We start from the raw sequence: 12730 nt of genomic DNA, 5'->3' as shown, positions 1-12730 counted from the left end.
GTCGTTGCCATCGTGCACCCCTGTCCGGTAGCTGGCGAGGCCGGCGGCGGCCGGCGAGGGCCGGGTGACGGACCGTCAGGGGGCGGTGACGGGGGTGCTGTCGGGTGCGGTCCGTTGCCCGGGCCCTCGCGGACCCGCTCGTGGTTCACCGGGTGTTCGCGGCCGGGGGCGGGGCGGATTGGTCGGCGGGCGAGATTCCCGGACCCGTTCCGGGGAGGCGGGCCGGGTGCCCGTCCGGGTCAGGGCTGCGGGGCGGTGGGGGCGAGGCGGCGGCCCCGGCTGCCGAGAAGGGCGGCCAGTTCCTCGGCGGGATAGGGGCGGAGCGGCTGCACGCCGGGAGGCGCCGGGGCGAGGGGCACCAGGAGGTCCTGCCAGCCGACGAGGTCGGCGAGCCAGAGCGCGACCGTGTAGAGGCCGGGGATGTGCAGTAATCGCAGTTCGTAGTACCCGCGTTCGATCTGCGGAAGGGTGCGTACGGTGGCCACCGCCGCGTCCGTGCACGTGGTGAACGGGCCCTCGGTGAACCGCGCGACGGGGTGGCCGCCGCCGACGTCGGCGACTTCGACCGCGCCGATGGTGTGCGCGCCGTCGTGCACGAGCCACCGCCAGCCGACCGGGCGTGCGGTGTCGAGGCCCCGCCCCTCGGCCAGGTCGGACAGGTCGATCTCGAACATGCGGTGCGGGCAGACCGCGCTGAACGGGGCATGGGTGTCCGCGTCGGGCGAACCGGGGGCGTCGGGCTCGTCGGTGCCGGCTTGCGTGGGCGCCGGCCGCCGATGCGGTGCGTCGAGCACCGCACGAACCGCCGCCCGGGCGTGCTCGGGTGTTTCGGGCACACGCAGAACCATGAGACCGCCTCATTTCTGATGCAGCGTCCGTTGTCACGCCGCGGGGCGTGGATCGAGGCTGGGCGTGGATCGAAAAATGCCGCTGTGCCGGTCCGGGCCGGGCGGGTGCTGCGCCGCGCAATGCAGGAACCGACCGTACAAGCCGGTCAGCGCATTGTACTTGAATGGCTGCGAAAAGTAACGAACTGAGGACAGATCGTTCCGAATGGTGGCCGCCGACCACCTGTATGCGGGGTTTTCGCCGGTCAGCGGCGCGTGAAGGGAGCGCACGGGGCGCACGGGGACGGAAAGGCTCCACGCCCTGCGACCGCCCGTACGATCCGGCCATCCGGGCCCGGGTCGTGCGGCTCCTGCGGGCCGTGCGGGGCCGGATACGCGGAGTCGGGTCCGTCGGTCCGGGGACGCGGGCCCGCGCCCCGCGACGACCGGCCTCAGGCCAGGAAGCCCGCGAGCACGTCGTCCAGGCTCGCCAGCCCCGCGATGCCCTCGTCCGGGTCCCGGATCAGCGCGATGTGGGTCCGCCCGGTCCGCATCCGGCCGAGCAGCGCCGACAGGGTCGTCTCGCGGTCCACCGCCAGCAGCGGGTACACCGGCACCGTGTCGTCCGGGCCGCGGTCGAGGGTGTCGTGCACGTGGACATACCCCTCGACGCCGCCGTTGCGGACCACCGGGAAGCGCGACCGGCCGGTCTCGACGGAAGCGCGTTCCAGGGCCCGCCCGGTCACCGGCCCCGGCAGCGTGCGCACCTCCGCCCAGGGCCGCATCACCTGACCGGCGGTGCGCGACTGGAAGGTAAGAGCCGCGGAGAGCCGGTGGTGCCCCCGGTGGTCGAGCAGTTCGTGCTCGCGCGACTCGGCGAGCACCGCCGGCAGTTCCTCGGCCGTGTAGACGCTGCGCACCTCGTCGACCGGCTCGACGCGCGCGATCCGCAGGAACCCGTTCGCGACGTGCTGGAACACCCACAGCACGGGGGCGGTGACGCGAGAGAACAGCCACAGTGGCGGCGTGAGCCACAGCGCGCACTCCTCCGGACCCGCCAGCGCGATGTTCTTCGGCACCATCTCGCCGAGCACCATGTGGCAGAACACCACGAACGCGAGCCCCACCGCGAAGGCCAGCGGCCGGACCGCGCCGTGCGGGATGCCCAGCGCCTCGAACGGCGCCTCCAGCAGGTGCTCCAGCGCCGGTTCGGCGACCGCGCCGAGCCCGAGCGACGCGACGGTGATGCCCAGTTGCGCACCCGCGAGCATCACCGACACCTGCTCCATGCCGCGCAGCACAATGCGGGCCCGCCGCGAGCCCTCCTCGGCCCGCGGAGCGATCTTCGTACGCCGGGCCGAGATCAGCGCGAACTCGGCGCCCACGAAGAACGCGTTCGCCAGCAGCAGGACGACCGACAGCGCGAGTTGGCCGATCACACCGCGTCCTCGGCGCCGCCGAGCCGGGCGATCTCCACCTCGTCCACCCGGTGCCGGTCCATCGCGGCCACCATCACGCGCCGGTCGTCCACGTCCACCCATTCGCCCACTTGCGGCACATGCCCCAAGTGCGCGAGTACAAGCCCGGCCAGCGTGCTGTAGTCGCCGTCCGGCATCCGCCAGCCGGTGGCCTCCTCGACCTCGTCGGCTCGCAGCAGGCCGGACAGGCGCAGAGGTGCGGTGCCGCGGGCCGCGGCCGCCGGCGGGGCGTCCGGCTCGTCCGCCGGGTCGTGTTCGTCGGCCAGGTCGCCGACCAGTTCCTCGGCGAGGTCCTCGGCGGTGATGACCCCGGCCGTGCCGCCGTACTCGTCGACCACGACCGCCAGTTGCGTGTGCGCCTCGCGCAGGCGTTCGACGACGCGGTCCAGGTTGAGCGAAGTCGGGACCAGCACGGGCGGGCGGGCGATGGAGCTTACGGACGTGGCCGCACGCCGCCGCGGCGCCACCGTGAACGCGTCGTGCACCACCGCGACGCCGGTCACCTCGTCCAGACTCGCGGCGCGCACCGGGAACCGGCTGTGGCCGCTGTCCCGGGCCGCCGCCATGAGGTCCGCCACGGTCGCCGACGCGGGCAGCCAGACCACGTCGGTACGCGGCGTCATCGCCTCCGCGGCCTGCTTGCCGGAGAAGCGCAGCGCCCGGTCGAGCACCTGCGCGGTCCCCTGCGGCAACGCCCCCTCGCGGGCCGAGTGCCGCACCAACTGCGTCAGTTCCTCGGCCGAACGGGCGGACCCCAGCTCCTCCTGCGGCTCGATGCCGAGCCGCCGCACGAAGAAGTTCGCCGAGCCGTTGAGGAACGTGATGACCGGCCGGAACGCCGTCGAGAAAGCGGTCTGGAACGGCCCGGCGACCGCGGCCACCCCGTACGGGCGCGCGATCGACGCGTTCTTCGGCACCAGTTCGCCCAGCACCATCTGTACCGCCGCGGCGATCACCAGGGCGAGCGGCGCCTTGACATGCCGTGCCACGGAGTCGCCCACGCCGGGGATGGCCCTGATGACCGGCTCCAGCAGGGGCGCGAGCGCGGGCTCGGCGACGTACCCGGCGACCAGCGACGTGATCGTGATGCCCAGCTGCGCGCCGGAGAGTTGGAACGACAGCGTGCGCAGGCCCCGCAGGACGCGTCTCGCGCTCTTGTCACCCGACCGGGCCCGCTGCTCGACCTCGCTGCGCTCCACGGTGATCAGCGAGAACTCGGCGGCGACGAACATGCCGTTCCCCGCGATGAGCACTATGAGCAGCAGCAACGGCAGCGCGACGTCGATCGCGGGTCTCCTCGGTCGGCCACGGTCCGGGGACGCCGAGGCGGGCCCCCGACGGTGCCCGCCGGGGGCACCGCCCGGTCAGGGTACGTCGTCGGTCGGGCATCCCGGGGCACGCCACGCCACGCCGTACGGCTACACCGGCACGGTGAACTGGTAGCCCTGCGCGAGCAACTCGGGTATGAGCCTGCGCAGGCACTCCACACTCTGGGTGCGGTCGCCGCCCCCGTCGTGCATGAGGATGACGCCGCCGGGGCCGAGCTGGCTGTGCACGGTCTGCATCATCTTGTCGACGCCCGGCTTACGCCAGTCGAGCGTGTCCACCGTCCAACCGAGCGACCGCATCTCCAGCGACGCCGCGACCTCCTGCACCTGCACCGACCACATGCCGCCCGGGGCGCGGTACCACGGCACCGGGACACCCGGGACCGCCGCGTGGATCGCGTCCAGCGTCTGCTGCATCTGCGCGCGCATCTCCTCGGGGGTGCGCGCCGGCATCTCGGTGTCGTGGCTCATCGTGTGATTGCACAACGTGTGCCCCTGCGCGACGATCTCGCGGATCTGGCCGGGAAGCGCCTTGGCCTGGTTGCCGACAACGCAGAACGTTGCCTTGATGCCGTACTGCTTCAGGATGCCGAGAACCTGCGGGGTGTACGTGTTCCACGGCCCGTCGTCGAACGTCAGCGCGACCCACTTGCCGGGATCCGTCCGGCCCGTCTTCGACTGGAGCAGCGTCGGCACCTTGGGACCCGGCGTCGCCGCCGGCGACTGAGCGGTCGGCGGCGTGGTCACCCCCTCGAACGACCCTTCCACTTCCGGCGGTTGCCCGGCATCGTCCTGGGTGGGCCGCGGGCCGGCGTGGGTACGCGGTGCGGCGGTGTCCGCACTCGCGGTCCACACCAGGAACCCGCACAGAAAAACCGCCAGCAGCACGACGGCGGCCTGGAACGACGCATTGCGCACCGGCACAACGGACACGGCTAACCCCCAGGTGGTACGTGGTAAAGCGCCGTGCCGCCCCCGACCCGGCGCGCGGGTGCGCCGGTGTACGGAGGGACGCGCCACCGAGGCCGCACACACCCTAGTGATCGCGAAATCAGCCGGGAAGAGGCATCCATGAGTAGGCGTCACACCTGGCCGGGTGACCCGTCGCCAGGGGTGACGCGGCGCTCGGGCGTGCGGTTCCCGGGAGATGCGCGGCACCGACTCGACGGGGAGGACTCCCATGGGGGAGAAAGTCGACCAAATCGAGTTCACCCGGTCCGATCGCCAGCGCTACCGGCACAAGCTGCGGCGGTGCCTGGAAACGCTGGAACGGCTGCTCGCCGAAGGCCGGTTCGAGAGCCCGCGCAAACTGATGGGCGTGGAGATCGAGTTGAACCTCGCGGACCGCGACGGCATGCCGTGCATGGTGAACGACGAGGTGCTGGACCGCATCGCGAGCCCCGATTTCCAGACAGAACTGGGGCAGTTCAACATCGAGGTCAACATCCCGCCGCACCGTCTCGCCGGGCCGGTGTTCTCCGAACTCGCCGAGGAACTGCGCACCAGCCTCGACTACGCCGACCGCAAGGCCGGTGAATCCGGGGCGCACATCGTCATGATCGGCATCCTGCCCACCCTGACCGATGCGCACATGGTGCTGGAGAACCTCTCGCACAACCCGCGCTACACCCTGCTCAACGACCAGATCCTGATGGCCCGCGGCGAGGACATCCAGCTCCAGATCGAGGGCATCGAACGGCTCGTCACCACGTCGTCGAGCATCGCCCCCGAGGCCGCCTGCACGTCCGTGCAACTGCATCTCCAGGTCACACCGGACAACTTCGCGTCCGCGTGGAACGCGGCGCAGTCGATTTCCGGCGTCCAGGTCGCGCTGGGTGCCAACTCGCCGTTCCTGTTCGGCCGCGAACTGTGGCGCGAGACGCGGCCCATCCTCTTCGAGCAGTCCTGCGACACCCGGCCCGAGGAGCTGATCGCCCAAGGCGTACGCCCGCTCACCTGGTTCGGCGAGCGCTGGATCGACTCGGTGGTCGACCTGTTCGCGGAGAACGTCCGCTACTTCCCTTCGCTCCTGCCCATCTGCGACGACGAGGACCCCCTCGAGGCGCTGGACCGCGGCGACGTCCCGCACCTGCGCGAACTCAAGCTGCACAACGGCACGATCTACCGCTGGAACCGGCCGGTCTACGACGTCGCCCGCGGCAAGCCGCACCTGCGGGTGGAGAACCGCGTCCTGCCGGCCGGCCCCACGGTCGACGACATCCTGGCCAACGCGGCCTTCTACTACGGCGTCGTACGCTCCCTCGTCGAGGACGAACTCCCGGTCTGGAAGAGCCTGTCCTTCGAACAGGCCACCGAGAACTTCCACGGCGGCGCCCGGCACGGCATCGAAGCGGAACTGGTGTGGCCGGGGCTCGGCCGCGTCCCGGTCACCGAACTGGTCTTGCGCGAACTCCTGCCGCGCGCGCACCGTGGCCTGGAGGCGTGGGGCATCGACGCCCGCGAGCGCGAGCAGTACCTCGGCATCATCGAGCAGCGCTGTCTGCGCCGCACCAACGGCGCGGCGTGGCAGAGCGCGACGTTCCACCACTTCCGCGACCGCCTCGGCCTGGACCGCCTGGGCGCGCTGCGGGCGATGACCCTGCGGTACGCCGAGCACATGCGCGGCGGCACCCCCGTCCACACCTGGCCGGTCGACTGACCGGCCGCGGGCCGTACGGCCGGGCAGGTAGCCCGGCCGTACGGGGCGGTTGTGCGCGGCGGCTGTGCGGGGTGGCTGTATGCGGTGGCTGTGCGGGCGGCCGGGTGCGGTGGCCGAGTGGGCGCGGGCGGTCCGTCGACCCGGCAACCGGGCGCCCGACTCTTTATCCGGCCGTGTCCCCGCCGCGGATACATTGTCCCGGTGATCACGGAAGAACAGCCCGAGCGGGCCGACCGCGCGCTGCCGCCGCGCCGCCGAATCCTGCGCGACGAGGTCTGGCTCGTGCTCGCCGTGTCGCTCGGCGCCTCCGCGGTCTCGGCGCTGATCTCGTTCATCGGCTCGATCACCCGGCCCGGCGGGCTGGCCAACCAGTCCGCGGTGCTCAACCGCTCCGCGGCACCCGGCCGGCCGTGGCTGGACCTCGCCTGGCAGCTGTTCGACATCGCGACGTCGCTGGTCCCGGTGCTGCTGGTCGCGCACCTGATGATGCGCAACCGCGAGTCGCTGCGCGACCTCGGCGTCGACGCCGGGCAGCGGCTCCTCGACCTCGGCCGCGGCGCACTGGTCGCGGCGGCGATCGGCGGCACCGGCCTCGCGCTCTACCTCGGCGCCCGCGCGTCGGGCGCGAACCTCACCGTGGTGCCGACCACTCTCCCCGACGTCTGGTGGCGCATCCCGGTCCTCATCCTGTCGGCGATCGAGAACGCCGCGCTCGAGGAGATCGTCGTCCTCGGCTACCTGATGCACCGGCTCCAGGGCTTCGGCTGGTCGTTCCCCAAGGCGGTGGCGGCCAGTTCGCTGCTGCGCGGGTCGTACCACCTCTACCAGGGCATCGGCGGATTCTTCGGCAACCTCGCCATGGGCGTCATCTTCTGCCTGCTCTACAAGCGCTGGGGCCGCGTCATGCCCCTGCTGGTGGCCCACGCCCTCATCGACATCGTGGCCTTCGTCGGCTACGTCCTCCTGGCCGGCAAAGTCGGCTGGCTCCCCACCCCCTGAGCCGGACCGCCGGCACCGTCGGCACGTCGACGTCTACGTCGCCGCCGACACCCGCACACCACGCGCCTCAGGCGGCGAGGTCACGCGCGTACGCGGCACGGGTGTTGCCGTGGTGGGACAGCAGGAATTCGAGCGCCGGACGCTGCGCCGTTTCGCGCTTGCCGGGCCGGGAACCGGTTCCCGGGAACTGCGGTGGGGAACTGTCGTGGGGGACGGGATGATGGGGGCCACGCTGCCGGCCGCGGACACCGGCAGCGGTGTGTCGGCAGGGTGTGTCGGGTCCGGCGGTACGGCTCTGTTGGGGGTGGCCCATGCTGGGTGGCGGAATCCGCGAGCGGTTGCGGTTGCGCAGGGAGGTGGCGGCGGCCGACGGGACGGTGTCGACGCGTCGGCGCCCGGGCGTGCTCACGCCCGTGCTGCTGATCGTGTTCTTCCTGGTCGTCGTCCTCATGGTGGTCAAGATGGGCGGCGGCGAGGACAACCGCACCACCTCGACCGGGGATTCGCGGGAGGCCGACGCCGACCCCACCGCGACCGAGGAGGCGACCACGACGATTTCGCCGACCGCCCCGGCGGGCTCGGTCCCCGGCACCGTGCGGTCGCGCCTCGCGCTCGCCGTCTACAAGCAGGCATCGGCCAAGGGCAAACCGGTGCTGAGCGCCGACCACGGCACCAGCGTCATGGTGGTCTGCCACACCGCCGGGCAGACGCAGTACACCAACGGCAAGGCCGACCCGACCTGGGCGCGCATCATCGTCAGCGGCAAGGTCGGGTACGCCCACGTCGGCCAGCTCGACACCGGCGGCGTCATCATCACCCAGGTCCCCAACTGCTCCGCGGTCGGCTGAGCGGCCTACTGGTCGGCGGGATCGGTCGGACCTGGGCGGAGGTCAACTCCACCACAGCGCGCGTGCGTTGCCACCGAGCACCGCCTCGCGCGCACCGGGCGGGCGATGCCGCAGAGCCTGTTCGGCCATGGCGACCATGCCGGGGTAGTCGGGGGTGCGCGTCTGCGGGTGGTCCGAACCCCACAGCAGGCGCCCGTCGCCGAAGGCCGACGCGAGGGTGTCGACCACGTCGGCCGGGTCGTCCGGGGCGTACGACTGGAACAGGTGCGTGCTGATCTTCAGCCGCACGGAGGGCAGTTCGGCGAGCGCCAGCACGGGTCCGAGCCCGTCGGGTCCCGCGGCCGGGTCCGGGAACCCGGCGTGGTCCAGGGCCACCGTCAGGCCCGGGCGCGCGGCGAGCAGGGGCACGAAGTGCGCCAAGTGGTCGGCGAACGCGGTCAGTACGAGGGTGAGGCCGGCTTCGGCGGCCGTGTCCAGCAGGCGCGCGGTGTGCGGGGCGTCCACCCAGCGGGGGACCGGTTGGCCGGGTCCACCGGAGACCGCGAACAGGCGTACGCCCACCACTCCCTGACGGCCGGTCAGCTCGGCCAACCGGTCCGGCGCGGCCGGGTCGGCGGGGTCGACGGCGACGACCGTGCGGGTGCGCTCGGGGTGCGCGGCGGCGGCGTCGAGCACGTAGCGGCAGTCGTACCCGTACGCCCCCACGCCCTGTACCAGCACGCACTCGTCAACGCCCGCGGCCGCCTGCACACCAAGCACGTGTTCGGCGGTGGCGGTGCCGTCCGACCAGTAGTCGGTACCGTCGCCCGTGCCGCCGGTGCGCGGGTAGCGCTCGGTGTCGGGCGAGACGACATGGACGTGGGTGTCGACGAATCCGGTCACCCGCGCGACGGTACCGGCAACCGTGCAAGGCCGCCGCACCGTGTCGTCCTCGGCGCGGATCGGGTTCGGCTTAGGGTTGTGGGCCATGCGCATCTATGTGGTCGACGCCTTCACGGACACCGCCTTCTCCGGCAACCCGGCAGGCGTGTGCCTGCCGGACGCCGCGCACGCCGCCGACGCGGCGTGGATGCAGAGCGTCGCCGCCGAGATGCGGCACGCCGAGACCGCCTTCCTGGTGCCGAGCACGCGCGACGACGCCGACTGGGACCTGCGCTGGTTCACCCCCGCGGTCGAGGTCGACCTGTGCGGCCACGCGACGCTCGCGAGCGCGCACGTGCTGTTCACCGAGGGCCTTGCCGGAGTCGACGTACGCTTCGCCACCCGTAGCGGCGTGCTCTCCGCACGGCGGCTCCCCGAGGGCGGCATCGTGCTCGACTTCCCGATGCTCCCGCCGCAGCAGGTGCCCGAGCCGGCGGGGCTGCCGGAGATCCTGGGCGTGCCGGTGGCGGCCGTCGCCGGGGGCGGCGGCGACCTGCTGGTGGAACTGAAGTCGGCGGACGCGGTACGCGGCGTCGCGCCCGACCTGGACGCGCTCGCGCGCCTGCCGTACCGCTGCGTCGTGGTGACCGCGCCGGGCGAGGGCGGGACGGACTTCGTGTCGCGGGTCTTCGCGCCCGCGGTCGGAATCCCGGAGGACCCGGTGACGGGGTCGGCGCACTGCCTGCTGGCCCCGTACTGGGCGCCGAGGGTCGGCCGGACCCGGCTGACGGCCCGTCAACTGTCCGAGCGCGGCGGCGCGGTCGGTGTCGAGGTGCTGGGCGAGCGCGTGGCGCTGGTCGGCGACGCGGTGCTGGTCCTGCGCGGCGAATTGGCGGTCTGACCGCGCGGCGAGTGCGCACGTGGCGCGTGATCGCCGCCCGCTCCACCCACAGTTGCGTCTGACGCAAGTGTCAACTGCATAAGTTGCAATGGAGATCAGGCCACCGAGGCTCTAGCGTGAACAGGGTCCGGACGACGACGAAGCGGTGCCCGGGCCCGGCCGCCCCAGACGGGGTGTGCCAGGGCCCGCACACCGCACCGATCCGACTCCTCCGAGGTTGCCCTCCGTGCCACCCACCCGGTCATCCGCCACGCCCCCGGCCACGCCGTCCCCGACACCTTCCGGCCCGCCGCCGCGCGCCCGCGCGGTGCTGCCCGTCACGTGCGCCTCCGTGCTACTCGTCATGGTCATGGTCGCCGCCGTCAACCTGGCGATCCCCGACCTGGCCGCCTCCGGCCTCCACCCGTCCGCGTCCGAACTCCTGTGGATCGTCGACGCGTACGTCATCGTCTTCGCCGGACTCCTCATCCCCGCCGGCGCCGTGGGCGACCGCTTCGGCCGCAAAGGCGCGCTGCTCGCGGGGCTCGCACTCTTCACCCTCGGCGCCACCGTCTCGGCCGTCGCCCCCGGCGTGCCCGTGCTCCTCGTCGGCCGCGCCATCACCGGCGCCGGCGCGGCACTGGTCATGCCGGCCACACTGTCCATCCTCATCCACGCGACCGCTCCCGCCCGCCGCCCGCAGGCCATCGCCACCTGGACGCTGGCCACCGGGATCGGCGGCCTGCTCGGGAACGCCATCGGCGGCCCGGTCCTCGAATACCTGCCCTGGCGCGGCCTTTTCGCGGTGCTCGCACCCGTCGGCGCGGTGCTGTTCGTCCTCACCGCGGTCGCCCTGCCGAAGGTGCCGCGCACGCACGCGTCCCTCGACCCGGTCGGATCCGTACTCCTCGTCACAGGGTTCCTCGCCGTCCTCTTCGGCATCATCGAAGGCCCCGACCTCGGTTGGACGTCCGGCCGCGTCCTCGGCGGCTTCGCCCTCGGCCTCGCACTCCTGGCCGCGTTCGTCGGCCACGGGCTGCGCGCCGCGGAACCGCTGCTCGACCCCCGCCTGTTCCTCCGCCCCGGCCTCCGCGCGGGCGTCCTGGGCATCCTCGTGGCGTTCGTCGGGCTGTTCGCGCTGTTCTACGTCAACGCGCAGTACCTGCAGTACGCCAAGGGCTTCAGCGTCCTCAGGACCGGCTTCGCGATCCTGCCGCTCGGCGTCGGCATGATCGCCGGCACCCGGACCAGCGTTCGCCTGGTCGGCCGGTACGGCGCCCGCACCGTGTCCACCGGAGGCATGCTGCTCATCGCCCTCGGCCTGTTCCTGATGTCGCTCGTGGACGCCGGTACGCCGTACCCCCTCTACCTCGTGCACGTCACCGCCCTCTCCGCCGGCTTCGGCCTCGTAGGACCCGCCATGTCCACGTCCGTGATCGCCGCACTGCCGCCCGAGCGCGCCGGACTCGGGTCGGGACTCAACGGCGCCGCCCGGGAGTTCGGCAGCGCCCTCGGGGTCGCGGTCTTCGGCTCCGTACTCGCCGCGCGCTTCGACGCCGAACTGCCGGACGCCGCCGGACCCGCACACTCGATCGGCCAGGCGCTCGGGGCCGCGGACCGGCTCGGACCCGACGTGCACGATCGGACGGTCACGGCGTTCACCGACGCGATGTCGACCGGCTTCCGGGTCGTCGCCCTGATCGTCCTCGTCGCGACCGCCCTGGTGTGGCTGTGGTCGCGCGGCACAACAGGCCCCCGGGGGAAGGCCGATGGCACCGCCGGCGCGATGCCCGGAGGGACGTCCGTCGGGAAGTCCGCGGGGACGCCTGCGACGCCGTCTGCGGGGACGTCCGGTCAGAACTCCGGCGGCGCCTCGGCCCCGTCGGCGGATTCGGACGCCGCGGCTCCCCGCGCCTCGACCCCGCGATGAGCGTCCACGACATCCCCGATGGCGCCGCGGACCAGGGCACGCAGCCAGGCATGCGCACCGTCGGCGTCGTGGCGCGGGTGCCACACTTGCGTCAGCGACAACGGGGGAAGGTCGAGCGGGATGGGGAACGTCCGCAAGCCGAGAGCCCGGATGACCCCGGTCGACATGAACTCCGCCGCCATCCCCACGGCATCGGTCTCGAGGAGCACGTACAGCGACGACGCGTACGACGGGACCGTGCCCACCACCCGCCGCGTCAGCCCCAGTTCCCGCAGCGCGTCGTCCACCGGCCCGGACTGCCTGCCCCGGCGCGACGCCACCAGGTGCTCGGCCTCGGCGAACCGCCGCGCCGTCACCGTGCCCCGGGTGAGCGGATGCCCCGCGCGCACCACCCCGACGAACCGGTCCTGGACCAGCAGTTCGGACCGCGACTCCGGCTCCAGGTCCCACGGCGACCCGATGATCAGGTCCGCGACCCCTTCGCGCAGGACCGGGGTGTCCGTGCGCTGCTCGGGCAGGAACCGCAGCGTCACACCGGGCGCCTCGGCACGCGCCCGGGCGAACAGCGGTGCGCCGATGGCCGTGATGATGCCGTCGTTGGCCACCACCGAGAACGTCCGCCGCAGCGTCGCCGGATCGGGCCGGTCCACCGGACCGAGCAGCACGCGCGCCTGCTCCACCAACGTCCGCACTTCTGCACGCATGGCGAGCGCGCGCGGGGTCGGGACCATCGACCGGCCGGCCCGGACCAGGATTGGATCCCCGGTGGCCTTGCGGATCCGGCCGAGGGTGCGGCTCATCGCGGGCTCCGACAGGTGCAGCCGGGCCGCCGCGCCCCCGACGCTCTCCTCGTCGAGGAGCACATCCAAGGCGACCAGCAGGTTGAGATCCATCCGGGATTGCATAGAGGGAGTATCTCC

At 72.7% G+C, this 12730-nt stretch carries 11 protein-coding genes; 5 read left to right on the top strand and 6 right to left on the bottom strand.

Annotated features, from left to right (window positions below; genetic code table 11):
* Positions 1–239: 239 nt before the first annotated feature.
* The 4 genes from ACWD12_RS06545 to ACWD12_RS06530 all read right to left on the bottom strand — a co-directional run bounded on the left by ACWD12_RS06545 (position 240) and on the right by ACWD12_RS06530 (position 4566).
* The gene (locus ACWD12_RS06545) at positions 240–848 is read right to left on the bottom strand and encodes a hypothetical protein (protein WP_450098604.1); all 609 of its coding nucleotides are present in this window, start codon (positions 846–848) and stop codon (positions 240–242) included.
* Between the two features lie 431 nt (positions 849–1279).
* Positions 1280–2266 carry a hemolysin family protein gene (locus tag ACWD12_RS06540; RefSeq protein WP_450098603.1) on the bottom strand — a complete coding sequence of 329 codons (987 nt, stop codon included), beginning with the start codon at positions 2264–2266 and terminating at the stop codon, positions 1280–1282.
* Positions 2263–3573, bottom strand: a complete 1311-nt coding sequence (locus tag ACWD12_RS06535; protein ID WP_358357168.1) for a hemolysin family protein — start codon at positions 3571–3573, stop codon at positions 2263–2265. The genes ACWD12_RS06540 and ACWD12_RS06535 overlap by 4 nt, the downstream gene beginning before the upstream one ends.
* A gap of 150 nt (positions 3574–3723) precedes the next feature.
* Positions 3724–4566: a polysaccharide deacetylase family protein gene (locus ACWD12_RS06530; protein WP_450098602.1), complete on the bottom strand. Its 843-nt coding sequence runs from the start codon at positions 4564–4566 to the stop codon at positions 3724–3726.
* A gap of 247 nt (positions 4567–4813) precedes the next feature.
* On the opposite strand from ACWD12_RS06530, the gene ACWD12_RS06525 reads away from it, so the two are divergent.
* The 3 genes from ACWD12_RS06525 to ACWD12_RS06515 all read left to right on the top strand — a co-directional run bounded on the left by ACWD12_RS06525 (position 4814) and on the right by ACWD12_RS06515 (position 8139).
* Entirely contained in the window at positions 4814–6292 is a 1479-nt protein-coding gene (locus ACWD12_RS06525; protein ID WP_450098601.1) for a glutamate--cysteine ligase, read from the top strand.
* A 201-nt stretch (positions 6293–6493) separates the two neighbouring features.
* Positions 6494–7291: a CPBP family glutamic-type intramembrane protease gene (locus ACWD12_RS06520; RefSeq protein WP_435839106.1), complete on the top strand. Its 798-nt coding sequence runs from the start codon at positions 6494–6496 to the stop codon at positions 7289–7291.
* Between the two features lie 311 nt (positions 7292–7602).
* Entirely contained in the window at positions 7603–8139 is a 537-nt protein-coding gene (locus ACWD12_RS06515) for a hypothetical protein (protein WP_358357177.1), read from the top strand.
* Positions 8140–8181: 42 nt separating this feature from the next.
* Here ACWD12_RS06515 and ACWD12_RS06510 read toward each other — a convergent pair whose 3' ends face one another.
* Positions 8182–9108 carry an amidohydrolase family protein gene (locus ACWD12_RS06510; protein WP_450098600.1) on the bottom strand — a complete coding sequence of 309 codons (927 nt, stop codon included), beginning with the start codon at positions 9106–9108 and terminating at the stop codon, positions 8182–8184.
* On the opposite strand from ACWD12_RS06510, the gene ACWD12_RS06505 reads away from it, so the two are divergent.
* Complete coding sequence (locus ACWD12_RS06505; RefSeq protein ID WP_450098599.1) at positions 9107–9901, top strand: PhzF family phenazine biosynthesis protein; 795 nt, start codon at positions 9107–9109, stop codon at positions 9899–9901. The genes ACWD12_RS06510 and ACWD12_RS06505 overlap by 2 nt on opposite strands.
* A 226-nt stretch (positions 9902–10127) precedes the next feature.
* Entirely contained in the window at positions 10128–11810 is a 1683-nt protein-coding gene (locus tag ACWD12_RS06500) for an MFS transporter (RefSeq protein ID WP_450098598.1), read from the top strand.
* Here the strand turns inward: ACWD12_RS06500 and ACWD12_RS06495 are convergent.
* Complete coding sequence (locus tag ACWD12_RS06495; RefSeq protein ID WP_450098597.1) at positions 11735–12703, bottom strand: LysR family transcriptional regulator; 969 nt, start codon at positions 12701–12703, stop codon at positions 11735–11737. The two genes, ACWD12_RS06500 and ACWD12_RS06495, sit on opposite strands and share 76 nt — an antisense overlap.
* Positions 12704–12730: the final 27 nt, after the last annotated feature.

This window comes from Streptodolium elevatio (assembly GCF_053592165.1).
The sequence above is the reverse complement of the archived record's forward strand: the minus strand, read 5'-3'. Positions and strand labels throughout refer to the sequence as shown.

What these genes read in the sequence shown, in the direction of transcription:
- ACWD12_RS06545 (WP_450098604.1), bottom strand. Translation starts at nt 848, where the DNA reads ATGGTTCTGCGTGTGCCCGAAACACCCGAGCACGCCCGGGCGGCGGTT.
- ACWD12_RS06525 (WP_450098601.1), top strand. Translation starts at nt 4,814, where the DNA reads ATGGGGGAGAAAGTCGACCAAATCGAGTTCACCCGGTCCGATCGCCAG.
- ACWD12_RS06495 (WP_450098597.1), bottom strand. Translation starts at nt 12,703, where the DNA reads ATGGATCTCAACCTGCTGGTCGCCTTGGATGTGCTCCTCGACGAGGAG.
- ACWD12_RS06505 (WP_450098599.1), top strand. Translation starts at nt 9,107, where the DNA reads ATGCGCATCTATGTGGTCGACGCCTTCACGGACACCGCCTTCTCCGGC.
- ACWD12_RS06510 (WP_450098600.1), bottom strand. Translation starts at nt 9,108, where the DNA reads ATGGCCCACAACCCTAAGCCGAACCCGATCCGCGCCGAGGACGACACG.
- ACWD12_RS06515 (WP_358357177.1), top strand. Translation starts at nt 7,603, where the DNA reads ATGCTGGGTGGCGGAATCCGCGAGCGGTTGCGGTTGCGCAGGGAGGTG.